Raw genomic sequence first — 22,201 nt, 5'->3', positions numbered from 1 at the left:
TCTAATGGGGAGCATATCATTCACAACATTCATGGCATTTAAGTCTGTATCCAAACTTGCGTTTGGGAACGTTTATTGAATTTGTAATGTATATAGTATGTAGTGCTACAACAATGCCACCTGAACTTGCCAAAAGATCTAGCGTAGTTATATACTTGCAGTAATAAGAGTGCATAAAAAAAGACATTAGTGCTGCAACACTAACGTCTGGTAACAAGTGACTTTTTATCAGAAGCTGATCAAAAGGCGATGATATTTACAGATTCATTGATTGAAATGGAACAGTACATAAAAGAGTTTATACCTGTAACCGTTAGAACATATTAATCAGACAGAATGAGCCCATCTCTTAAAAGATGGGCTTTAATATTCTCAAACGGACGTTTGACTTCGCATAGTTGGTCTTATACTGTACGATGCACTATTCAAATTGTTAGCTTTATAATCCGAGTCTGGCACCTACTTCTGCATACTCTATATCTTTTCTTTCTGCATTCCAATTACCCCCTGTTTGTCCGTCCCATATCGCTCCTGTTTCAACGAAACCGACAGACGCAAACAACTTCCGGACGGCTTCGTTTACCATCCAATATGATGTAGCAACTGCATCGGCTTTTCCTTGTGGAAACGACTTTATGTAATCAATAACTTTCATCATTGCTTGTTTGCCAAATCCTTTGCCTTGATGCTTTTTATCAATCATAAAGCGATTAAGTCCATAAGTAGATTTATCTCCATATTTTTCACATAAAAATGCACTTTCCGCCAGTTCGAAAAATCCAATATCGACATATCCTATAACTTCATCATTGTTGCATATAGCGAAGATCATAGGAGGTTTTTCGTCGTTGAGTATCTTTACATAGGCTTTAGCCAAACAATATATGCTGGAATCCACATTTCCTTTCTGCTCGTCTGTTATGCTTAGCTTCAACACTGCCTCAAAATTATCGTGGGTAATTTTTCTTAATTCAATCATTTTTCTTCCCTACTTCCGAAAATATAAATTCGCTGCATCTGCCCGTAACGCCGTTCCCGTCCCCAAGGGCAAGGGCGAAGCGCAGACAGGCGGCGCGTCCTTTTGTGCCTGCCTTAAACATACATCATTAGCACCACCCCCAATAATCTGGATTGGCATTCATTACAGCATCATCTTGCCAAAAACATACCGTACAAATTTCATAACTCCCGTTTTTTTCCGAAAATGTTTTAAAATCATAACAAGTACAGGTATATTTTTTCATAATTATCTCCTAAATTACTAATTATTTCATGACTTTATTTTAGCATATCCTTCTTCAACTGAATTGTTGCGTTAGTTGAAGAATAAAGCCCCCAAAGCGTCGTTTGGTCACATTTCTTAACCTAGCGTTGTAAATCCCTATAATTTTGAAGGTACTCCTTGTTGCACTAAACTGCCCCTTTAGTTTAAGTACATTCTTTCACAATGGCATATCTGTTTAGTAAACTACATCACACCGATAATCGAAAAAACGTACCTTATATTATAAATAAAAATCACACTTAAAATTAATAAAATAAGTGTAGTAATATATTGCTTTGAGTTCTTCATGTACTTCCACTCCAGAATAGAATGAAAACCGAATATGAATATCGAACCAAGAATCCAATACCACTTCACAACATTTATGTCCCGTGTTAAATAAATCGAAAGAGGAACAGTGCATAAAAAGATAATATAAGTAATGAAATTCACCAATAGGTCAACTTTTTTACCAGCATATTCAGACATCTTTTTCTTTTCAACACCAAGTAACTTATTTATTAGTTTTTCTAATAAGAAAAACAAAGTTAAAATAACAATATTTAAAATCAAAAGCCCCCAAACAAAACCTCCCATTTAATCCCCCATTCAGCTCTTTGTATTCTTTATTGTGCCTTAATATTTCCAGCTAACTAGTTTAACTAAACTGCCCCGTTAGTTCAATAAGAAAATAGAGCTGCCTAAGCAACTCAATGTTCTTCAAGTAAAGCCCCCGTTGGTTTAAGTGTGAGTCTTCACAAATTCTTGCATAATCGCAATGAAAAGTGTATTTACTTATTTATTCATTACCTCATATTGTTCAGTAAAATTAATTTTTTAATGAATTACATTTCTGATTTTGCCTATACTATCCTTGTTTTGAATATGGCAAAAAAACAGAAAAGGAAGTGCAAGTATGGGTATGTTTAGCGGTAATCCAAAAGACGAACCATTACATTATGGTGAGGTATTCAGTATCTGGACAAATCTTGCTGCAAACTATGGCATGATTGCTGGGTATCAAACATTTTATAATCATGCTGGTGATAAAGACTTGAAAAAAATCATAGAAGAATTTGTTCAAGGTATAAAAGAGGAAGTTAAACCTTTAGAAGAGATTCTAAAAACCAATGGCATTGCATTACCTCCTGCACCGCCTGAACGTGCAGATGCAAGACTAGAAGATATCCCTCCTGGTGCAAAGTTTAATGATCCTGAAATTAGTGCCGCATTATCATTGGACGCTGCTGCTTGTTTAGTTGCTTGTAGTCAAGCAATGGGTATGTCAATTAGAGAAGACATTGGCTTAATGTATGGTCAATTCCATACAGCTAAAGCACTGCTTGGTGCCAAACTATTACGCCTTAATAAAGATAAAGGTTGGCTTGTACCTCCACCATTACATGTAAATCATCCAGAAAAATAATTAGAACCACCAAATAATTAGTTCCCCAGTATAAAACTGGGGATTTTTAAATTTAACTGAGTATTTAGTGAATATCTCTACTGCACTTTTTCTTTCAAATATTCATTCAATATAGTGATGAAATTTATAATTCGACTTTGGTATATCTGTTTATAGTAAGCTGCATATGCAACTCAATGATCTTCAAGTAAAGCCCCCGTTAGTTGAAGAACTAAGCTTATTTGTGATCCTCAATAGTTTCAATATCACTAAGAAAAATTAAATCATTTCTTTTTATCGTGTATCTTACGAAGTATGTCTTATCTTTCTGAATTAAATTCATTACCATTGGTTCCCTAACAATTACTTTAATCTCTTCTTGATGTCCCACTGGGGCATTGGGGTTAAATCCCTTTATCCATGCTTCATTGTTATCGTTAGAATACCCTTTTTCAGTGACAGTAAAATCAGTTACAGTTAACACAGACGAAACAGAATTATAAATTAAAAAAACAATCAAAAAGGCAACAGAAATTGTTATAGCCGACAATAAAATACTTTTACTCTTCATAAAATTCCCCTTCCTTCACTATCCTGCCCCGTTAGTTCAATAAGGTTTATTTTACTTCTATTGAAAAGGCATAGTTTCCGTCTCCTTGTTCCCAATTAGCTATTACATGATAAGCGTATACACCTTTTTCTTTAGGAACCACAATTAAGCCATTTTTAACTTCAACTTTTTGTATATTGTCTTCATCTACCCATTGCTCTACCTTCATTGTCCCAGCAATGGGGGCTTTCTTAAATTCAATTTTTATTTTTTCATTTGAAGATACAACTGTTGGTTTATGCGTACTTGCCATATCAAACAGGCTTGTATAAGCCATATCTTTACACTGAGCTGAAAGTATCCCCTTCCAACAATACGAACCTTGTGTAGTAGGAATATCACCATCTCCTATTGTTACGTTTGGTGTAGGTGGTTCTAAATGAAACGGTTCAAAAATAAACATTCCTATCATAATCAGTCCAATAATAATTAATACAGAAATCTTTATAATTGTACTCCCCCCTTTATTTACAGTAGACGTTAATATTGAATGAAAGTAACAACTCTTGTTCAACTAAACTGCCCCGTTAGTTCAAGAAGAAGAAGAAGAAGAAGAAGAGCCGCCTAAGCGGCGCACCAGGTTTTCCATTAAAGAACCCGTAGATAAATTACGATAATGCTCTGCTGTATCTTTAATTAAAACTTATCCGATTCAAAAAAAGGCCCAATACCTATTTCTTTCAACAAGTATTTAAATAGGCTATGTTTTTCGGCTAAATGTTTTTTAGGAATCAATATTTCTTCTCTTAATCGCTTAAACATGTTCGGGTTATGTTCAGGAAACCAATCTTCATAACTAATCCCTTTTTCTTTCTCAATGTTTATCAAACAGAAGATAATATGTTCAAACATATAAGGAAATTCTTTTTCGATCTGTTCGTGATGTTCTAACAATTCATACACATAATCTTTAAAGCGATAAAAACGTATTTGATTTGAGGGATGTGAGCTCCTTTGTTTTAATTCTTCCCATTCTTTTATTGGCTGAAATACCCGGCAATAACCTGTTTCCCAAGTACCCAACATACAAGTAAATGCAGCGATTGAATATTTTCTAGTTTCAAAATCTGGGTCTCCAAAATATTTATAATATTCCTCTTGATACCTACCATAATGTCCGCTAGTATGGAAAAAACCGATTGCAAAACCTTTCAAGCCACGTTTTGCTTGTTCGATAATAATATTTGTCAACGTAACTCCCCCCCCCCCATAATTCAACTAACCTGCCCCGTTAGTTCAAGAAGAAAAAAGAGTTGCATATGCAACTCCATGATCTTTAAGTAAAGCCCTGTTAGTTGAAGAAGAACAGCGACGATTATTAAACAATCGCGCCCGAATATTGAAAAAAAAAATCTTTATCATCCAAACAATCCATAAAAGTCAGTCGAAAACACCGAAAGTAAAAATATTGATATTACCACTAATTGAATAGCCGAAAAAATGTAATCATTCTTATTTTCTGCATATCTCTTCTCCATAATTACTCTAACTATTTCAGATACAATAATAAAAACAAACATAAGAATATGCGTTTCTAAAAACCAAATGTGCTCTAAAGGATCACGGTTGACGTTAATGAAAAAACTTATAAACAAAAAGAAAATAAAAATAATTCTAATGGTCCAATCAATTTTTTTGTGTTTATCATTTACATGGTTATAGGAGAATAATTTTTTCTTTTTAACGTTAAGCCATTTTCTCAAAAATTTATTAATTAAAAAGAGAAAAAGTCCAAAAATTGACAACAGTAAAATTAACTTTGCAAAAACATCCCCCACGAATAATCACCACCTAACAAATATCTCTTTTTTATCTTCCTGTTCCAATTATTTCAAACTTACTTATTCAAAACAATACTCATCTTCGATAAAGTTGCTCGCTTGTTGAACATAAGTTAAACACCACTTTTAAACTAACCTGCTACATTAGTTTAAGAAAAAATGCATCAACTTATAAATATGTTATTCAAGATAATGGCCCGATGGTTGAACACAAGTTAATCAACGCTATTCAACTAACCTGCCCCTTTAGTTCAATAAGAAAAAAGAGCTGCATATGCAACTCAATGTTCTTCAAGTAAAGCCCCCGTTAGTTGGATAAGGATGTTTATTAATTGGTTTATTAATTGGTTTATTTTTCACATTATTTAATTCCTTTAATACAAATCCATTTATTATTTGGATGTACATAAAACTCTACTGTGTTAAACCCCGTTTTTTTAAACAGCTGCTCCATATCTTCCTTTGTTTTATAGGTTTTCATATGGTAATTAATTTTGTATACCTCGGCAACAATACAGAAATAGCCGTCTTGTTTCAATACTCTAAAAACTTCTTTTACACTGTTTTCTAAATCCACCCAAAAGTAATGTGTTTGAAACGCAGTGATAATATCAAAAACATTTTCTGGAAACGGAATATCAGTCACACTTGCTTGCTGAACGTGTACTTTACCAGTTGCAACATCTACTTTATTGGTTCTTATTGAATCTTTTACTGCCTGGTCGGAATAATCTATACCGTATATCTTCCCATATGCATTTATTTTTGACAGTAATTGCAGCGTCTTTCCTCCACCACAACCCACATCCAATATTACAGTTTTTCCCCTTACTTTTATCTTCTCCAATGCCCATTTATTCATTTGAATATGGGCGGTGTTCATTATCCTTAACATAAAAGAACCTACAATTCCATTAGGGTTCTTAGCTTGTTCTATCAAATTATTTAGCAAGTTCAAATCCATTCCTCCTATCACTTCTTCCAACTCTTTATGTCACTTACTAAATACGATTGAAAAGGTTATAAGTTCCATTTTTATCAGTTCTTGTTTAAGTAAACTGCCTCTTTAGTTAAATAAAGAAAAAAAGAGCTGCATATGCAACTCAATGATCTTCAAGTAAAGCACTCCGTTAGCGCAACCGGAAACTCAAATTTATGAAAAGTTATACCAGTCGAAATTTTTCCGACTCAAGTCTGTTTAACCAGTTATGAACTAATGCATTAAATACATCGGTTTGTTCGATTTGTAGGTTGTGGCCAGCCATATCAAGCACTGCAAAAGTTGCCCTTGGGTAATCTTCAATTAGCCGCCACGCATCGTGGTATCCTACTACATTGTCCTGACGCCCTGTGATAATTAGCGTAGGAAATTCAAATTTAGATGAAATATCGAAGGTAAAGCCATATCCATTTTGACGAATGTGGTTTAAGAATTCATAATTTGTTTTTTTAGATGGAAGTAAAATTTCATTTCGAAATCTCTCCCATTCAGTTTTACCTTGCACTACCCCCATGGAACAAAATTCATCAGCGTCTTCTGGAGACAAATGTGAAATCAAGATGCTGTCTCTTTTTAGAACCGTCTGCTGAGGTACTACCCTTTCATCGAATTCAGGTATTGTCAATGGTGCCATCATCAGTAATCCACGAACTGTGTCCTGCAGTGAATGAACTATACCTCTGGCAATGTACCCACCATATGAATTACCACAAATAATAAACGGTTGACTAGGGATAATCTCGTCCAAAAGACGTAATATTGCTTCTAAAATATCATCCGAGTTCTGAATAGATGTTTGTGATTCGGATTGCCCCATTCCTGGTAAGTCTATGTATATTCTCTTCCAACCGCTTCGTTTCTCGAATAACGGTTCCATTGCATGTAACATCACTTGATGGTCAAGCGTCCAACCATGCAACATAACGATGGGATATCCTTCTCCAATTACTTTATGGTAAATTGACATGTATTTGTTTCCCCCTTTCCCTGTAAACCAAATGTACTGACATGAACAATTAATCCTCCCATACATATATCACAATTTTAACAGACTTCCTTATTCAACTAACCTGCTCCGTTCGTACAAGAAGAAAAATCTAACCTGAAGGTAGTCTTGTTCTGCTATAGCCCCTGTTAGTTTAAGTACATCCTTTCACAAACACGGATTTTTCACAAAAAAACCAGAGTTAAACCTATAAATTAGGTGAACTCTGGTTTACTTGTTTTTCAATAGTAAAATATTAAATAAATTTGAATGGACCCTAATTTAATTTAGCTTAGCAAATGCTACTGAAGAACCCTTATCGCAAGATTGGAAACCATTCTTTTCATAAAAATGTCTTACATCAGGGGCTTCTTCAGTTAATAAAACTTTTTGACGAACATTTTTATATTTCTTCAGAACTTGTTCCATCATTTGAGTAGCAATTCCTTGATTTTGATAGGAATTTAACACAAGAATATCTTGAATATAGATAATCGTTAATCCATCACCAACAATACGAATTAACCCAACTAATTCTTCACCATTCCAAGCAGATATAACTTCTAATGACTGTTCTAATGCGTGCTGAAGAACTTCTAAATCTTGTGTATAAGCATACCATTCTACGTCATTATATAATCTTTCTAATTGTTCTCTATTTATTTTTTTACTATTAACAAAATTTATCGTCATTAATTTTTCCTCCTCAAAATATATTATTTCGAAGAGTTGTTCCACAATTTTTCCACTGTCTTATACCTCCTTTCGATTTATTGCAGTAAGTTGTTGTATATTACTATTTCGACATTCTTCATCATATTCCTGCTTACTATCAAAAAATACCTTTTTAAACTAAACTGCCCCGTTAGCACAATAGGCGATTTCTCTAATTGAACAATCGCCCTCGTTAGTTTAAGTGCAATTTTCTAAGTTCAAATTCCCCAATAAAACAATCTAGAATACTTAAAAAAATGCCTTTAGTATAATACCTAAAACCGCTAATACAACACAAATATTTACAATAATTACACCTATTTTGTTATCATTTTTATCGTCTTTAACTCCTCTACTTTGTTGTTTTACCTTTCTATATATACCTTGAACCTTTAATTGCTTTTGGATTTTATCTTGTTTTTTTTGGCTCATTCCTTTCTCCTCCTAAACTATAACGATGCTAATATCATCTGTTTAATAATTACTTCTACGTTATTACTAAAGAAACCTCTTATTAAACTAACCTGCTCCTTTAGTTCAACAATAAAAAAAGAGCTGCATATGCAACTCTTTGTTCTTCAAGTAAAGCCCCCGTTTGTTTAATAAGAATAGCGACGCTTCTTCAACAATCGCGCCCTTTAATGACATAACTAAGATATGTCTCAATTCTGAAATCACTGAATTGTTCTTAAACTAACGCCCCTCATATGTTCAAGGGGCTTCTATTTCGGTGTTGAACAAGGAGGGGGTTGGCACTCCTCCAGTTGCGTGTCAATTAAATCAATCGTCTCTCAGCGCTAGGTCTAGCCAGGCTTTCGCCTCATTGTACAAAATCGGATTGTTTTGCGGCGTGTAGTAAGCAAGGATTGCGACTGCCTGTGATACGACCCATCCGCGGGCCCTTGCCCATGTAGCGTCGTCCATCGGGAGAGCCTTACGGAACGCATCGCGTGCCACAGGAGAATGCAACTTCCATGCGACCATCAAATCGCACGCGGGATCTCCAATGCCCATTGTTTCCCAATCAATCACACCGCTGATACGCTTATCTCGTACAAGCCAGTTACGTGCATCTAGATCGCCGTGATGCCAAACAGGAGGACCGTTCCACTGAGGCGCAGCAAGAGCCGACTCCCACACAGCAGACACCGCTGGGTCGCCATCGAATCGTGCCAACCAGTATCGGAAGTCCTCATCCCGTTGGGCCAAAGGAATGCCGCGTCCTAACGGCCCTCCCGATGAATCGACTTGTTGCAGCGCTGCGACGAACGATGCGAGATCACGCGCTGCCTGAACCTCGTCAATCGCTTCTATCGGCACCGTCTCGCCCTGAAGCCACGTTTGTACCTCCCAAAACCATGGATATTCATTATTGGGACGCCCCTGAGCTATAGGCACAGGGATTTCAAGCGGAACCAAGGGTGTGAGTTTTGGGAGCCATGTGAGCTCGCGACCTCCCGGTGTCGTCGGTCCTTCCCTCCGTGCGAGCCGAACGGAATATTCGTCGCCAAGTCGGAAAATGGCGTGTACTGTTCCAACTGGCTCGACCCGCGACAGGGGCAATTCTGCCCAGTGGGGGAACTGATCGACAAGCAAACGACGCACGAGCCGCTCGTCAATTTCTAATTCGTCAACATGCATTTTCTCGCCCATCGAAATATCCCCTCCCCGGTTGCTGTAACGTAAAATTTGTGATCGCCACGTCTAGCACAAATGTCCTGACATTTCCATCTAGTTAAATGCATTACATTGTATCCCCCTCGTGTCAATAGAAGTTACACCTTAGTTTTTGGTGGATTCTTATGGCGCATTGCTACCCATTAAGAATATTTGTTCACAATCTTGTATCAAATTTTACATGAATCCAACTTCGTTTGGAAGTTTTATTCCACTATTTGACCCGATTGTTGAACATCAGTTAGATAATACTATTCAACTAAACTGCTCCGTTAGTTCAATAAAGAAAAAAGGAGCTGCATAAGCAACTCAATTATCTTCAAGTAAAGCCCCCGTTAGTGAAATAAGGTTTAAACTTCTTCTTGATATATTTCTGTTTTTATCGGTCTTAAATTCAAAGGTATTTTAAACTCCTGAAGGTTTTCTATATGATTAAAAAAATCATCTATATCTTCATAATCCATTGACCATTCTCCTATTTCTAACTTACTTATTTCATCTGTTGGTTTAAATAAAAATTCACAGTGAAGATGTTCCATACGAGAATACTCATCTTCTTCATAAACAGTAAACTGACGTACAAAATCAAGATGAAATAGTTCTTTTCCAGTAAAATCATAAACACCACATTGAAATAGGATTTCTTTATCTTCTTCTCCCTCAACTGGCTCTTTACAGAAATCCTTAAATGTTTCCCAAACTTTTTTTACATCATCAGTGTCTTCACCAATTTTATCTTTAAGATGACTTTCAGCATTTTTTACCGTAATCATTACAACACCTCCGATATTATTATGTCTGTATTCTTATTCAACTAAACTGCTCCGTTAGTTTAAGTACATTTCTTCACAATCCTCACATTTACATTAACATAAATATCCAATAAAAAATCATCTAACCTCTAAGGAATATACAGAGGATAGATGATTTTAATCAATCTTTATTACAAAGCTACACTTAATGAAATATAAAAAATACATCCATTATCTCAAAAAAGATTGATTTAATGGATGTATTTTTATATACAAATAAAAAGTTTGATTATATATAATCAAACTCAAAATCTCTAAATATAAGGTCTGGTTTTATTTTATTATACTATTTACCCTATATTATATTAATCCTAGAGAGTTTTTTTATTTGTATTGACCGTATTAATAAGAACTGAAAGTAGAATTTGATATTTACGTTAGTCCCCGTTACTTTAAGTGCATAACTTCACAATCCTGAATAAAAGCAAGTGTTTTTTCATATAGCTTTGGTTGAATTTCTGAATAAGTAAGATTATCTGGAAGACTATCAAACAACTTTATCTCAGCAATTTCCGAAACCGGCAACTGACAAATCTCCTTAATTCTCCCAAAATATAACCTTCCAAAATTTTTGGTAACAGAATCATCCATTGAATAATCGCAAATTGGAATTAAATCAACATCTATACAACCAGTTTCTTCAAATAATTCTCTTTTTGCTGCTTCCTCGATTGTTTCTCCCTGTTCCCTATGACCACCCGCAATTTCCCACGTTTCTCTATCTTTATGTCTCACATAAACCCACTTTCCTTTATAAATGGCACTTATTACTGCAAATTCTAACTTAGTTTCATTTACAAAATCTAAATAATAAAATGCGAGTTTCAAATTTACACCTCATTTTTTGGAATTAACCCAGATGTTTTTCAAACCAGTCGCACGCTTCTTGCTTAATATCATAATTAAATTGATGATTAATGAAAGGCATACTAAGTTTAAAATTATTAGGTTGTTCAGAATACAGCGGTAATAAGTTCTTGTAGAGTTCCAATGAATAAAAGTAAGGTGAATCAATATCCTGGTCGCCATTAATAATTAGCAATGGCTTAGGAAAGAAACCACTCATCTTTTCGAAAGGGTCTAGTAGTTGAAAGTACTCAGTTCGTTTTTCAACTTCTCTCTCCGCATCATGAATCTGTGTACGCCATTGTTCATAGGTAGCGGTTGAAGTAATGGAGTCCAGCCAGGCTTTTGTAAATGAAGGTTTACCTGCTATAGGAATAGCTACCTTTATATCGGGGTTATTTGCCGCTATATAGAATGCCGCATAACCTCCCATAGAAAAACCGGATAGTCCAATTTTATTTGCATCAATCCTCTCAATGCCCTTAAAGTATTCAATTAAGTTTTGTATATCGATTGCTGATTGTTCAATAACTTCGTGCATATGGACGTATGTATCTAAGCCGGTATCTCGTGGAAAAACTTGAGTGAATCTATTGCTCTCATTTTCAACTTTTCTTTCCCCATGTCCTTTACAATCCATACTCACGTAATAAAAGCCTTTCTTTGCAAGCATATATCCAAAATCGATAGCTTGTTCACGATCCGCCCCATAACCGTGAATAAAAAATACCAAAGGACTATTATATATTTTCTCCTGATAAATACTTAAAATTGGAATATCATTTACTATATTTGTTTCTAAGATCATTTTTGTCATAAGTAACCTCCCATTATTATTTCAATTATCAGCCTTTTTGTTCACTTCAACACCGTACTTTAATTATCCTGCCTAAATAGTTTAAGTGTAGTTCTCCACAATCTGGCCCTTTTAAGAAAAATGAGCACTTATCCTTGTTCAAGGATAGCGCCCATTTGTAGAATAAAAATTATGACACAATATCGTTCAATACCGCTAAAAATTCAGTTTGAAAGCCCGCTTCGAATACTACAAACTGAAACCATACACACATTTCACATTATAAAAAAACTAACTGAATCAGTAGGCTTATTTTTTCCCATACATACCACGGTAATTTATAATCCATTTTCTTACCTTGTTTATTATTTTTATCTGTTACTATCCAATTACCATCTTTCTTTTGTACTTTATATTTTACATTTGTCCCATCAGACTTTTTAAAGAACATATAACCTGTATTGTCTTTAATAAAGGTTACAGGGTCAATAACATTTTTGTTGGGTATCTTTCTCTCAGGAAGCAATATGTTGGTTACTATTTGTTCTGCAATATTAAAAAGAGATTTAAATTCATTATTTATTTCTGCTTGGTATTGCAATTGATTGTATGTGTAAGAAGAGTAAGACCCTAAATTCAAATTAAAAGACTGTTTAATATCTGAAAGTGTTGCTTTATAAAATTCATTTATATCCTTTTCTAATTTATCGCCCTCATGTTGAAAGCTAATGGTCTTAATCCCAAATGGACTTATATTAAAAGTTATTGTTTCCTTACCATAAGGAGGGTCATGTGCATGTTCAAATGTTGTGACTTGGACTTCTGCATTAAAACCAAAACTGCCCTCATGCTCTCTTGTAATACTCAGAATCTTAGCATCATATAAACCATATTGCTTGGGATAGCCATAATAATTAATAATTTCCTTTTGTATGGATGGGTCAAGGGTTGTAATCAATGTATCATAAATTAGTTTATAATCAGGTTGTTCACTTTGGGAAACATGATTTCCTGAAGTTAATGTTATCAAAGCATCTTTGTATAAGGCCTCATTCGGGGGTTTTTCCGCAACCAATTGATGGTTATTACTATAGATACTAAGAAGTACAAAAAATAATATTAATAGGATTTTCTTCATCGAATACTCCTTAAATATAGATGTAAAGAGTATTTTCCCCTGTAATCTTTATATTATTCTTCAACTAAAAGGCCCTTTTCTTGAATAAGAATTAAATTAATTTGAAGTCTCTCCCAATAAAATTAGCTGAAACTGGACTTAATTCTACTTCTCTTGCCCAAACAGAAAGTTGGCCAACATGATGAATTTCGTGAGCAACTATATGATGTAATATTCCACTTCTTGAATAAGTATCTTCATCCCAAGGAACAGACACAAGTTGATCATTTGATTCATCCGAATTTGTTTGTATAAACTTAACAATGTCATTACGAAATGTATCTGAAAGAGATTTAACTTTTTCAAGGGTATTATAATCATTAAACTGAACTACCACATCGTCTTTACCCTCAATGGCACGAATCCAACTATACTCCACATCAATTATATGAAAAAGAGTATATAAAATACTTCCTACTCCTCCAATACGGTCTTTTAACAAATCTTCGGTTGATAATTGTTTACACCAGTTAAACCATTCGTCCCTTACCTGCCAGTTATACTCAAAAAATTTAATCATGGAAAACACCCCAATGTTTAATTGTTAGTCTAAAAAGCGCATGATAGTAGAATAAGAATTATTTCTTCTTTCTTGTTTGAATGTATTTTTCCGTCAATAATCCCGCATTAAATACCGATACAATCATGATGAAGAAAAATATTATTCGAACGGATAGAAGGCTCTTGTCAACATTAAACTCAACATTAGAAAAAGTAGTATAAACAAAGCCAATAGCAACAAAAATAGATAAGATAAATTGCCCTTTTAAAGACTTAATCATAAAATCCCCCTATAAACATGATGAAACAATCTGGCACGTTTGTTGAATAGAATGACTCGCATTTTTAATCAAATAGTGTTTCCTTTTCAGGAGTCTGCAAAAATTCAAAGAGTGTCTTAATTTGAGACTCGGTATTTCTATTAGTAGAAAGCTGCGGTAAATTGTGTTCCGAAAAAAATTGAATGTTACTTGTTTCAATACCTACAGTAGCTTCCCCGCCAATAATCTCACACAATATAAATATCTTATAGTAATGATATGGGTCTGGTGGATGTGGGTGTTTATTCTTATCCAATAAAGCAAGTAATCTGATTGGGAGTACATCATAACCAGATTCTTCTTTAATTTCTTTTACTACATTCTCTGAAGGGGATAATCCAATATCACAAAACCCTCCTGGTAAAGCCCATTTATCATCATTTTTTTCTTGTACCATTAAAATCTGATTTTTTTTAAAAACGACACCTCGAATATCGACTTTAGGTGTTTGGTAACCCGTTTCATTCGTAAACAAATCCTTAATTTTGCTCATTTCAAGTTCAGTGTATTCTGACATAATCTCTACACTAATCTTACGTAATTCCTCGTAACGCTCAATATCAAATATATCTTTAGAAAAGGCTAATCCTGTCTGTGATAATGCTTGAATTCTTTTTGCCCACTCCAACCATTGATTACTCATAAGCCACCTACTTTAATGGTACTCTTAAATTCCTTAACACTTTTTAGAATTGAGTCAGGTTGCACACTAAATTCAGATGTTTGATATTCGGGTAACCACTGTACACCAATTGTATAAACATTTGCTTGTATACCGGCAACAATATCCGCATCACTATCTCCAATGTAAATCGCCTCAGAATTTTCTACTTTTAGAAGATGTAAGGCTTTCAGTAAACCCTCTGGATCAGGTTTAGGTATTACAACATCATCACCAGTTATAATGACATCAAACAAACCCTCCATATCTAAAGCTTTTATAGAGATATCTAAACTTCTTTTAGCCTTCCCCGTAAAAATACCTATTTTTATTTCTGCTTCTTTCAAGGACTTCAATAATTCTAGGATTTCAGGATTGTCTACTACCAAACTTTTATGTAATTCCGAATACTTTTTATAGAAGTATTCAATCGCATCTTCCTTATTAGGATTTAAAAGATTATTTCTAATAATACCTGTTTCAGAAGGACCAAACATTTCTTTAATTTCAATTGTAGTAAGATCCCTTTTATCAAATTCTTTAAATACAGTTTGAAAAGCATAAAAACAAATCGGTAAAGTATTCGCCAATGTTCCATCAAAATCAAACACTACAGCTTTCATAATTAGCTCCTTTGGTTTAGCATAAGGACCGCAATCTTCACGCTTACATTAATAGTTAAAATATTATCTATCCCGTTCCCTTAACAATTCTATATTTTCCAATTAAACCCTTCTTGTTGAGTGACAATAAAGAATTTTGAAGCTTCAATTACGCAATACTTCGCCCTTAAATAAAGTTGATTGAAAATCTAAGTGTTATTCAACATATATGCGCCCGTTTTTGAAGTTCATTTTTCAACTAAAGCCCCTGTAATTGAAGTAATATAGCCACCGTTAGCTTATTTACACAGAATATTTCAATCGTACGAACGGGGTATTAATGCCCTACTTTTTGCTCTGTCGATATACAATATAAGTAAGTCCATTTAATATAAATGTAAAAACGAGAAGAACTGCTGTGGCTATCACTACTGCACGCGTTGTGTCCATTAGCGCCGTCCAATCCTTAATTATTACTAAATGATAATTATAGAAAATCTGAAAACTAATCGCCATTGCACAGGCACTGACGCTGATAACGGAAAGGACGCCCCAATTCTTATGTTCATGTTTTTTATTTCGCATGAGATAAATAACTGGAAGAATCCAAGCGATTAGTCCAAGTAAGAGACTACCAATATTAAGCCAACCCATCCTATCCCTCTTTCTATTTTTAATTGTTGTCTAACAATACTTAACGGTAAATAATGGGAAAGGTTTCAAATATAGGATTACCACCGAAACATGGGGGTGAATTTCAAGTCGGTTTTGATAATTGCTTTGGAGGACTATCACGTGATTGGAATGATGGGATGCGCTGATATGTGCGAAATTATGCAAGATACGTGCGAACTTCCGATGTTTATGTGCGTTTTATTGAATTTACGTGCGATTTCAGAGCATTTGCGGGTGAATTTTAAAATATACGTGCGAATCTACATTTTAATGATAAACCATGTCACCTCCAACTTATGGTGATGAGCCAAATAAAAAAGCCGCAAAAAAGTTTAACTATTAACAAAAGCAATTGTGGGAATGAAAATCCATTGCCACAATTGCTTTTTTTCAGTTCTCTCAGATAACAGGCTGATGTAATAGCCTGTTCATTTTATTAAACCATAACGGGTATGGTTTTCATTTCATAGATTTTTTGGAGAATTTGGACATGCTCCGTCTTTACGTCTTCAGCCTCTGTGTGGAGATACCCCTCGACAAGCCTGTACCCAAATACAAGAAGGATTAGCTCGTAGACACAAGGATCGGAAATTTGGGAAACATCCGCATACTCCGAAAAGCCTTTGTAATACGCAGGGATGCAGCGCTGGTAGTTTTCGACCATGTTATCGATATCCGATTCATCCGCGATTAGGCTTGCAAGATCCTCGCCCAGGTAGCCCCATCCGCTAGTATCCCAATCGATAAGCGCGATATTCCCGTCAGCATAAATAAGATTGGTTACCCAGAAGTCCCTGTGACATAGCACGAGGGGCAATTTTTCAATACGGGCGAATATCTCGTCTGCTTGCTCATCGATGTCAATGAGCATTTGACGTAGGTGCAAGGGCAATTCACAGTCTTCCGATCGTATATAATCGTAGACGACCGGCCATGACCGGTAACGCAAATACGAATTCTTCCTAAGATCCGGATGGCTTAGATTCGTCAGGCTCTGTAGGACGGCGGGTTGCTCCGCATACAGCTTGCCTTGAAAGCGCCCCAACTCCAACGCGGCCGCTTCATACATGTCACTGGTCAAGTCTAAACCGGTTACGCCATCGATATATTCCAGCCACAGATAGTATTCATTCACTTCGGCATTGAACTCGGCGTGATAACATATCGGCCAACGAAGGGCTTCCGAGAAAGTCGCTCCCAAGTCAGACGAATAGAGATCATACTCCCTGCGCCATGAATCCGGATCGCCGTAACGCTCCCATTGCTTTTGGATTTTCAGCACGATGCGGTAAGGCAATTTTTCGCCATCCACGGTTTCAGCGGTTCCCGTTACTAGGGATACATTCCCCACCGTTCCGCCCTGTAACTGCATTGTTTGATAGTCAGTAGAGATGATATTCTTCTTGAACATTTGGTTTAAAGCATAAATCAGCTTGTTAATTTCTATATTCATTTATTCCTCCATTTTCTTCTTTGTCGATTAGGTAGCGCAGTTAAAAGTTTTCCTTATCAAATACTTCAATATCAATAATACGTGCACCTTGCTTAGTAATCGCTTGTTCAAGCTCGTTTACAGTCGATTGCTTAGCCCCTTTCGTTAATGTAATAATGACGCGTCGCAGATAGGTCGTATCATCATCTAGCGAGAACACACAGTGTAATGGCCAAACCTTTTTCACTGCAGTTAGGACTTTAATTAAAATACCATCCGTGTCAGGTAACGCAATCGTTACAGCGCAGCTTCCTGTACGATAGCCCCATGCTTCTTCAAGCAGCTCGAATACTTTTGAGTGAGGTAAAATGCCTGAGAAATTCCCCTTCGTATCTACAACCGCTAAATATGGTAATTGTTTGATTGAATGAAACACTTCAAAAAACGAGCTGTTTTCATGAACAAATGCATCGCTTTCGATACCTAAGTTTTTGACTGGCTGTTTCATATCTCCATCTTTTAGCTTGTACTCTAGTACTTCCACTTTATAAATGTTACCAACAAATTTTTCGCCGTTGTCATCTAGAATAGGAATACAACGAAAACCATTGTCATTCAGTTGCCCTAGTACCTGTGAAATAGTGTCCGATTCTTTTACAAAACTTACCTCTTTCTTTTTTACGATTCTTTGTTTAACTAACATAATGATGCCTCCTTCGATGTCATTAGCTATATTTTATAGGCTTTATGCTCAATGCGAAAGCTATTTTTTAGAATTTTTTGTATTTTACGAAAAATATTAATGTCGTAATATGCTTTTTGCATGGATATGTGCGAATCCACAAAAAATCCCCTGTTCTCCTCCCACCATATGTAAAGAACCCAAGCAATAAAAAAACCAACTCGCGAAAGTTGGTTCAACATTTACTTATAAAATTCATAATAAATATAAGCATAGGCCAATTTTCGACATTGCTCATACGTTGTTAAATTATTTTCGGCATTGTTCACAGCTGCAAAATAGATTGCAGATAACGGGCTCTCCTCTTTTGGATATAGCTTTCGCACCTCGTGAAATGCACGCTCACTTTGTACCTCCGTACCTAGTTCTGATTCCCGAACAAGGTAGCCAATTGTCGTCTCATCTATCCTTGTATTTAGCAATCGCCGATCGCCAAATGCGTCCTGTATTTTTTCGTTTATACAAAAAAGGATTTCATTTTCTAATTGTCGATCATCTTCACGTATTTTTATATCAATGATTACGAGCGAAAGCCCCTCCAAAGATGCATTGCTCAAGTGTTCATTTACCTCATTGATAAACTGGTCATAGCTCATTGGAAAACTGCTATTGACATAATTCGAATTAGACGTGGCCATTGCCAAATGTTTTTGTAAATACTCTTTATCGATATGAAGTTGCTCAAAATACTGTTCGTATGATTGCTGTAACTCTAAAGGTAACTGCGCGTCGTTTAGTTTTTGACTGATTACTGAAATTCGTTCATATAAACCGACGATTAAATCACGATAACTTACTTCATTTATACAGATTTTAAGCAATTTATGATAAAGTATCAATGCCTCATCGTACTTGTTTAAAGAATTTAAAATGTCCCCCTTTAAAGATTCCAGCTGTATCTTAAAGCGGGGTGTCAGTTCAATTTGTATTTGCTCAAAATACTTATTATAAATTTGGTAAGCATACTCATTTTTCTCCAATTTCAAGGACAGCTCAATATGCGCGATAATACGCACTAAAAAGTATTTATTACAGGCACCCTTATTTTTCACCCAAAAAATAGATGGATATTTACTGCTTTCCCACAATACTCTATCGATTCCCGTCTCAATCATAGAAGAATTATATTTGTTCAAGGATGACGATAAAACCGCAAATTGCTTATATTCCATCGCATAGCTCGTTGCCAGCTTATAGAATTTCCGAGCTTCTTCAAAGTTCATGTAAAAATAGGAACAATGACCCATAATCAAATAAATGATTGCTACGTTTTCCTGATATTTTTCCTTAATAATCGGCTCGATTGTAAACATTAAATCTAACACTTCATTGTTCAATGTTGAAAATAGAAATGGTTCGATTTCAGCAGTAATAAATTGAATGAGCTGTTCAATTTGCTCTTGGTGAATACACTCATGCACAATCATTTGAAACTGTTCAAATTGTTGCTCGATTGATGCAAATTGTCTCGTTTTGTATTCCGAAATTTCATCTTCAATACGCAGTTGTTCCTTCATGATTGCCAACACCCCTATTATAGTTGAAATTCGCTAAATAGCTCTCGTTCGATAATTGAAATTTCGTCTAACATTCGTATTATTTGCTGAACCTTTTCCGAAAAAAGGTCATTGTTTACTTGTATCCAGTTTCGAAGCTCTTTTAAAATAGTTGTTTCCAATTGAACAAGACGCTTCGGATAGCCCTCCTTAAGCAAAAAACGAGGGTCATATAATAGCATCGAATTATTCGAGTATTTTGAAAAAAAGACTAAATCATCCTTTGGAATTTCTCGTAAAACATCGCGTAAGCCATCTAAAAATAAATTCGTTGTTGCTGCCGCCGCTATTAATGATTGAACAGGATTACCTACCGTAATTGCTTTCATTCGGTGTAACTTTTGGTTTTTCATAGTGGTATCTAACATAAATTGACGCAATAAAAATACAAATGCATTTTCTGAATTAACGACGGGTAGTTTTTTATCATCATAATAATAAAATACGCCAAAATCTGCCATCGTTAATAGGACGTATGGGGTATGTAAAAATTCATGACGCAATAAGCTAAAGTAATACTCATAATGATGCCACTGCGAATAATACTGTTGCTGTTCCTCGGTTAAAAAAAATAACGAATCCTTTGAATCTAATACGTTCATCGCAACACCCCTCCATTTATAAAATATTATACATATTTTATGAAATATTAACATATTATTATAGCTTATAAAGAAATATATATAGTTTATAACAAGCATTTTTCAATACAAAATTTGGCACCAAGTGTATTTATCTAATAGAGTCCGTTCTGCTACGCTACGGGGGACGCTTTCCTGAGGGCGTGGCTTCAACTAACTTGTATGTGCCTCTTACGGTGGCACATATAAGTGGATTTTCCGCGCACGCTTAATCCTCTAGGAGTCGCCCCCTTCACTTCGCGGCACTCTACCATCAAGCTAAAGCTAGTTTTTATTACAAATATTTCGAAAAAAGTTTGTTGGGTCAAGCACAGTTTATAAAATTAAGTAAAAATTAGTCTAAGTATGGTTTTATTTTGACGCAATCAATGTAGCCAATTTTATTTACAAAGCTAACTTTTAATCAAAGATACAGAATTGTATACAGCGTACTATTTTATTCATCACCGCCGCCTCGCGATAGCGCAAGTGGCAACATTGGACTCTTTTACCTTTATTAATAACGAACATTTTAATTTGGCGGGCCTTGCATGCGGCATTAAAGACAGTAGTATGGACACGTACCACGTGGCCATAATGCTGTCATGCCGTAGCCCGCCGAAAATAAGTAACACTGCACTCAATCCATTTTTTGTTAGTAAGTTTACTCAATGTTAGTATGTAGTTTAATTTATTAGTTCCTTTCATAGAAAAAAGGATAAAATGTTCAACTTTCAACAGAAAAAAACCGCCTAGAAAATAAATTCTAAGCGGCTTTGCTATTATTATGATTGGGATTGGCTTAGTACGCTAAACCGAATAACGCTTTAATATGCGTCATATAACGAATGTTTGAAGCTTCTTTCATTAATGAAGCTGGTAAACCAACTAATTGTGTATTGTTTGCACCAATAGTTGCGATACCGTCTTTACGTCCTAAAGAACCTAAAGTACCAGAGTTTGTGAACTGGAATGCTTTCATGTCGTGACCTTTAATTTGAGCAAAGATGTTGTAACCAGCTTGCTCACCTTGTTGCCATGCTACTTGAGCAGTTGGCGCGTAAGTTGGGCGGTCGCCTGGGTTTGGAATGTGTGCAGAAGCATCACCTAATACAAATACTTCTGGGTGAGAAGTAGATTGTAAGAAGTCGTTGATTGTTGCTTTACCACGGTCACAGTTAAGACCTGATTCACCAACTAATGGAAGTGGAGCTACCCCACCAGTCCATACTAATGTGTTCGCAACGATTGGCTCACGGTCTTTTAATTGAATAACATTGCCTTCAACACCTGTTACAGGAGTTGAAGTGATGAACTCAACACCACGTTTTGCTAATGATTCAGTCGCACGAGCAATTAAGTTGTCTGGGAATACTGGTAAGATTTTTGGACCAGCTTCTACTAATTTGATTTTTAAATCTTCGAAAGGTACGCCGTATTTCGCAGCTACTTTCGGGAAGTGGTCTACGATTTCACCAACAAGCTCAACACCTGTTAAACCGCCACCGCCGATAACGATCGTTGCATCTGCTTCATTTTTTGATTTTGCATATTCGGCGATACGTGCTTCGATATGCTCACGGATAGCATTTGCTTCGTCAACTGATTTTAATACGAATGAATTTTCTTCTAAGCCTGGGATACCGAAGAATCCTGTTTGAGAACCTAAAGCAACAACTAATGTATCGTATGATAAAGTTTTACCATTTGAAAGTTGAACTTCTTTTTTGTCAGCGTTGAAGCTGTTTACTTTTGCGATTTCAAGGTTGATGTCTTTACCTTTGAAGATTTTTTCTAAAGATAGAGAAACAGCGCCCTCTTTAATTGTACCACCAGCTAAACGGTGTAATTCTGTAATGATTTGGTGCGTTGGGAACTGGTTTACAACTGTAATGTTTGCTTCTAACGTATTTAAATATTTGCGAGCTGTTTGAGCAGCTAAAACACCAGCAAAACCAGCACCTAAAATAACGATATCTTTTGTTACCATGATAACATCCTCCAATTAAATTAGATTGTGCGAAT

The 22,201-nt window shown here is 35.5% G+C and carries 27 protein-coding genes; 1 reads left to right on the top strand and 26 read right to left on the bottom strand.

Going from position 1 to position 22,201, the window contains the following annotated elements:
* Positions 1-439: 439 nt before the first annotated feature.
* The 3 genes from LZ480_RS06850 to LZ480_RS06845 all read right to left on the bottom strand — a co-directional run bounded on the left by LZ480_RS06850 (position 440) and on the right by LZ480_RS06845 (position 1,861).
* Positions 440-979, bottom strand: a complete 540-nt coding sequence (locus LZ480_RS06850; protein ID WP_021254967.1) for a GNAT family N-acetyltransferase — start codon at positions 977-979, stop codon at positions 440-442.
* A gap of 127 nt (positions 980-1,106) precedes the next feature.
* Complete coding sequence (locus tag LZ480_RS20045; protein ID WP_408641591.1) at positions 1,107-1,244, bottom strand: CPCC family cysteine-rich protein; 138 nt, start codon at positions 1,242-1,244, stop codon at positions 1,107-1,109.
* A gap of 224 nt (positions 1,245-1,468) precedes the next feature.
* Positions 1,469-1,861 carry a DUF4181 domain-containing protein gene (locus LZ480_RS06845; protein WP_241368630.1) on the bottom strand — a complete coding sequence of 131 codons (393 nt, stop codon included), beginning with the start codon at positions 1,859-1,861 and terminating at the stop codon, positions 1,469-1,471.
* 319 nt (positions 1,862-2,180) lie between these two features.
* On the opposite strand from LZ480_RS06845, the gene LZ480_RS06840 reads away from it, so the two are divergent.
* Positions 2,181-2,690, top strand: coding sequence for a DUF3231 family protein (locus tag LZ480_RS06840; protein ID WP_241367460.1), 510 nt, complete (start codon positions 2,181-2,183; stop codon positions 2,688-2,690).
* 217 nt (positions 2,691-2,907) lie between these two features.
* Here LZ480_RS06840 and LZ480_RS06835 read toward each other — a convergent pair whose 3' ends face one another.
* The 23 genes from LZ480_RS06835 to LZ480_RS06725 form a co-directional block, all read right to left on the bottom strand.
* A complete protein-coding gene (locus LZ480_RS06835; RefSeq protein WP_241368629.1) occupies positions 2,908-3,240 on the bottom strand; it encodes a hypothetical protein in 333 nt (110 codons plus the stop codon).
* Between the two features lie 46 nt (positions 3,241-3,286).
* Positions 3,287-3,793, bottom strand: a complete 507-nt coding sequence (locus LZ480_RS06830; protein ID WP_241368628.1) for a hypothetical protein — start codon at positions 3,791-3,793, stop codon at positions 3,287-3,289.
* Between the two features lie 122 nt (positions 3,794-3,915).
* Entirely contained in the window at positions 3,916-4,470 is a 555-nt protein-coding gene (locus tag LZ480_RS06825) for a hypothetical protein (protein ID WP_241368627.1), read from the bottom strand.
* A gap of 167 nt (positions 4,471-4,637) precedes the next feature.
* Positions 4,638-5,057 (bottom strand): DUF4181 domain-containing protein, encoded by a 420-nt coding sequence (locus tag LZ480_RS06820; protein WP_241368626.1) that lies wholly within the window; start codon positions 5,055-5,057, stop codon positions 4,638-4,640.
* A gap of 364 nt (positions 5,058-5,421) precedes the next feature.
* On the bottom strand, positions 5,422-6,018 hold the full coding sequence (locus tag LZ480_RS06815) for a class I SAM-dependent methyltransferase (protein WP_241368625.1): 597 nt from the start codon (positions 6,016-6,018) through the stop codon (positions 5,422-5,424).
* A gap of 205 nt (positions 6,019-6,223) precedes the next feature.
* Positions 6,224-7,027, bottom strand: a complete 804-nt coding sequence (locus LZ480_RS06810; RefSeq protein ID WP_241368624.1) for an alpha/beta fold hydrolase — start codon at positions 7,025-7,027, stop codon at positions 6,224-6,226.
* A gap of 300 nt (positions 7,028-7,327) precedes the next feature.
* Positions 7,328-7,738 carry a GNAT family N-acetyltransferase gene (locus LZ480_RS06805; RefSeq protein ID WP_241368623.1) on the bottom strand — a complete coding sequence of 137 codons (411 nt, stop codon included), beginning with the start codon at positions 7,736-7,738 and terminating at the stop codon, positions 7,328-7,330.
* A gap of 270 nt (positions 7,739-8,008) precedes the next feature.
* Entirely contained in the window at positions 8,009-8,191 is a 183-nt protein-coding gene (locus LZ480_RS06800; RefSeq protein ID WP_241368622.1) for a hypothetical protein, read from the bottom strand.
* Positions 8,192-8,539: 348 nt separating this feature from the next.
* On the bottom strand, positions 8,540-9,412 hold the full coding sequence (locus LZ480_RS06795; RefSeq protein ID WP_241368621.1) for an aminoglycoside phosphotransferase family protein: 873 nt from the start codon (positions 9,410-9,412) through the stop codon (positions 8,540-8,542).
* Positions 9,413-9,786: 374 nt separating this feature from the next.
* A complete protein-coding gene (locus LZ480_RS06790; RefSeq protein ID WP_241368620.1) occupies positions 9,787-10,209 on the bottom strand; it encodes a hypothetical protein in 423 nt (140 codons plus the stop codon).
* A 426-nt stretch (positions 10,210-10,635) separates the two neighbouring features.
* Positions 10,636-11,076: an NUDIX hydrolase gene (locus LZ480_RS06785; protein ID WP_241368619.1), complete on the bottom strand. Its 441-nt coding sequence runs from the start codon at positions 11,074-11,076 to the stop codon at positions 10,636-10,638.
* A gap of 22 nt (positions 11,077-11,098) precedes the next feature.
* A complete protein-coding gene (locus LZ480_RS06780) occupies positions 11,099-11,911 on the bottom strand; it encodes an alpha/beta hydrolase family protein (protein ID WP_241368618.1) in 813 nt (270 codons plus the stop codon).
* Between the two features lie 259 nt (positions 11,912-12,170).
* Positions 12,171-13,028, bottom strand: coding sequence for a DUF3888 domain-containing protein (locus tag LZ480_RS06775; protein ID WP_241368617.1), 858 nt, complete (start codon positions 13,026-13,028; stop codon positions 12,171-12,173).
* 91 nt (positions 13,029-13,119) lie between these two features.
* Entirely contained in the window at positions 13,120-13,587 is a 468-nt protein-coding gene (locus tag LZ480_RS06770) for a DinB family protein (protein WP_241368616.1), read from the bottom strand.
* A gap of 58 nt (positions 13,588-13,645) precedes the next feature.
* Positions 13,646-13,849, bottom strand: coding sequence for a hypothetical protein (locus tag LZ480_RS06765; RefSeq protein ID WP_241368615.1), 204 nt, complete (start codon positions 13,847-13,849; stop codon positions 13,646-13,648).
* 64 nt (positions 13,850-13,913) lie between these two features.
* The gene (locus LZ480_RS06760) at positions 13,914-14,531 is read right to left on the bottom strand and encodes an NUDIX hydrolase (protein WP_241368614.1); all 618 of its coding nucleotides are present in this window, start codon (positions 14,529-14,531) and stop codon (positions 13,914-13,916) included.
* A complete protein-coding gene (locus tag LZ480_RS06755; protein WP_255731240.1) occupies positions 14,528-15,172 on the bottom strand; it encodes an HAD family hydrolase in 645 nt (214 codons plus the stop codon). The genes LZ480_RS06760 and LZ480_RS06755 overlap by 4 nt, the downstream gene beginning before the upstream one ends.
* A gap of 324 nt (positions 15,173-15,496) precedes the next feature.
* A complete protein-coding gene (locus tag LZ480_RS06750) occupies positions 15,497-15,805 on the bottom strand; it encodes a hypothetical protein (protein WP_241368613.1) in 309 nt (102 codons plus the stop codon).
* A 457-nt stretch (positions 15,806-16,262) separates the two neighbouring features.
* A complete protein-coding gene (locus tag LZ480_RS06745; RefSeq protein ID WP_241368612.1) occupies positions 16,263-17,279 on the bottom strand; it encodes an aminoglycoside phosphotransferase family protein in 1,017 nt (338 codons plus the stop codon).
* Between the two features lie 40 nt (positions 17,280-17,319).
* Entirely contained in the window at positions 17,320-17,961 is a 642-nt protein-coding gene (gene cbpA, locus LZ480_RS06740) for a cyclic di-AMP binding protein CbpA (RefSeq protein WP_241368611.1), read from the bottom strand.
* Positions 17,962-18,182: 221 nt separating this feature from the next.
* Positions 18,183-19,517, bottom strand: coding sequence for a hypothetical protein (locus LZ480_RS06735; RefSeq protein ID WP_241368610.1), 1,335 nt, complete (start codon positions 19,515-19,517; stop codon positions 18,183-18,185).
* 17 nt (positions 19,518-19,534) lie between these two features.
* Complete coding sequence (locus LZ480_RS06730) at positions 19,535-20,158, bottom strand: serine protease (RefSeq protein WP_241368609.1); 624 nt, start codon at positions 20,156-20,158, stop codon at positions 19,535-19,537.
* Positions 20,159-20,978: 820 nt separating this feature from the next.
* On the bottom strand, positions 20,979-22,166 hold the full coding sequence (locus tag LZ480_RS06725) for an NAD(P)/FAD-dependent oxidoreductase (RefSeq protein ID WP_241368608.1): 1,188 nt from the start codon (positions 22,164-22,166) through the stop codon (positions 20,979-20,981).
* Positions 22,167-22,201 lie beyond the last annotated feature (35 nt).

Origin of the sequence: Solibacillus palustris, from assembly GCF_022549215.1 — a bacterium.
Classification (GTDB): domain Bacteria; phylum Bacillota; class Bacilli; order Bacillales_A; family Planococcaceae; genus Solibacillus; species Solibacillus daqui.
Note: the sequence above shows the minus strand (reverse complement) of the source record. Positions and strands in the feature narration are given on the sequence as shown.

What these genes read in the sequence shown, in the direction of transcription:
- LZ480_RS06835 (WP_241368629.1), bottom strand. Translation starts at nt 3,240, where the DNA reads ATGAAGAGTAAAAGTATTTTATTGTCGGCTATAACAATTTCTGTTGCC.
- LZ480_RS06850 (WP_021254967.1), bottom strand. Translation starts at nt 979, where the DNA reads ATGATTGAATTAAGAAAAATTACCCACGATAATTTTGAGGCAGTGTTG.
- LZ480_RS06795 (WP_241368621.1), bottom strand. Translation starts at nt 9,412, where the DNA reads ATGGGCGAGAAAATGCATGTTGACGAATTAGAAATTGACGAGCGGCTC.
- LZ480_RS06750 (WP_241368613.1), bottom strand. Translation starts at nt 15,805, where the DNA reads ATGGGTTGGCTTAATATTGGTAGTCTCTTACTTGGACTAATCGCTTGG.
- LZ480_RS06725 (WP_241368608.1), bottom strand. Translation starts at nt 22,166, where the DNA reads ATGGTAACAAAAGATATCGTTATTTTAGGTGCTGGTTTTGCTGGTGTT.
- LZ480_RS06735 (WP_241368610.1), bottom strand. Translation starts at nt 19,517, where the DNA reads ATGAAGGAACAACTGCGTATTGAAGATGAAATTTCGGAATACAAAACG.
- LZ480_RS06840 (WP_241367460.1), top strand. Translation starts at nt 2,181, where the DNA reads ATGGGTATGTTTAGCGGTAATCCAAAAGACGAACCATTACATTATGGT.
- LZ480_RS06845 (WP_241368630.1), bottom strand. Translation starts at nt 1,861, where the DNA reads ATGGGAGGTTTTGTTTGGGGGCTTTTGATTTTAAATATTGTTATTTTA.
- LZ480_RS06780 (WP_241368618.1), bottom strand. Translation starts at nt 11,911, where the DNA reads ATGACAAAAATGATCTTAGAAACAAATATAGTAAATGATATTCCAATT.
- LZ480_RS06800 (WP_241368622.1), bottom strand. Translation starts at nt 8,191, where the DNA reads ATGAGCCAAAAAAAACAAGATAAAATCCAAAAGCAATTAAAGGTTCAA.
- LZ480_RS06765 (WP_241368615.1), bottom strand. Translation starts at nt 13,849, where the DNA reads ATGATTAAGTCTTTAAAAGGGCAATTTATCTTATCTATTTTTGTTGCT.
- LZ480_RS06760 (WP_241368614.1), bottom strand. Translation starts at nt 14,531, where the DNA reads ATGAGTAATCAATGGTTGGAGTGGGCAAAAAGAATTCAAGCATTATCA.
- LZ480_RS06730 (WP_241368609.1), bottom strand. Translation starts at nt 20,158, where the DNA reads ATGAACGTATTAGATTCAAAGGATTCGTTATTTTTTTTAACCGAGGAA.
- LZ480_RS20045 (WP_408641591.1), bottom strand. Translation starts at nt 1,244, where the DNA reads ATGAAAAAATATACCTGTACTTGTTATGATTTTAAAACATTTTCGGAA.
- LZ480_RS06810 (WP_241368624.1), bottom strand. Translation starts at nt 7,027, where the DNA reads ATGTCAATTTACCATAAAGTAATTGGAGAAGGATATCCCATCGTTATG.
- LZ480_RS06790 (WP_241368620.1), bottom strand. Translation starts at nt 10,209, where the DNA reads ATGATTACGGTAAAAAATGCTGAAAGTCATCTTAAAGATAAAATTGGT.
- LZ480_RS06805 (WP_241368623.1), bottom strand. Translation starts at nt 7,738, where the DNA reads ATGACGATAAATTTTGTTAATAGTAAAAAAATAAATAGAGAACAATTA.
- LZ480_RS06770 (WP_241368616.1), bottom strand. Translation starts at nt 13,587, where the DNA reads ATGATTAAATTTTTTGAGTATAACTGGCAGGTAAGGGACGAATGGTTT.
- LZ480_RS06745 (WP_241368612.1), bottom strand. Translation starts at nt 17,279, where the DNA reads ATGAATATAGAAATTAACAAGCTGATTTATGCTTTAAACCAAATGTTC.
- LZ480_RS06775 (WP_241368617.1), bottom strand. Translation starts at nt 13,028, where the DNA reads ATGAAGAAAATCCTATTAATATTATTTTTTGTACTTCTTAGTATCTAT.
- LZ480_RS06755 (WP_255731240.1), bottom strand. Translation starts at nt 15,172, where the DNA reads ATGAAAGCTGTAGTGTTTGATTTTGATGGAACATTGGCGAATACTTTA.
- cbpA (WP_241368611.1), bottom strand. Translation starts at nt 17,961, where the DNA reads ATGTTAGTTAAACAAAGAATCGTAAAAAAGAAAGAGGTAAGTTTTGTA.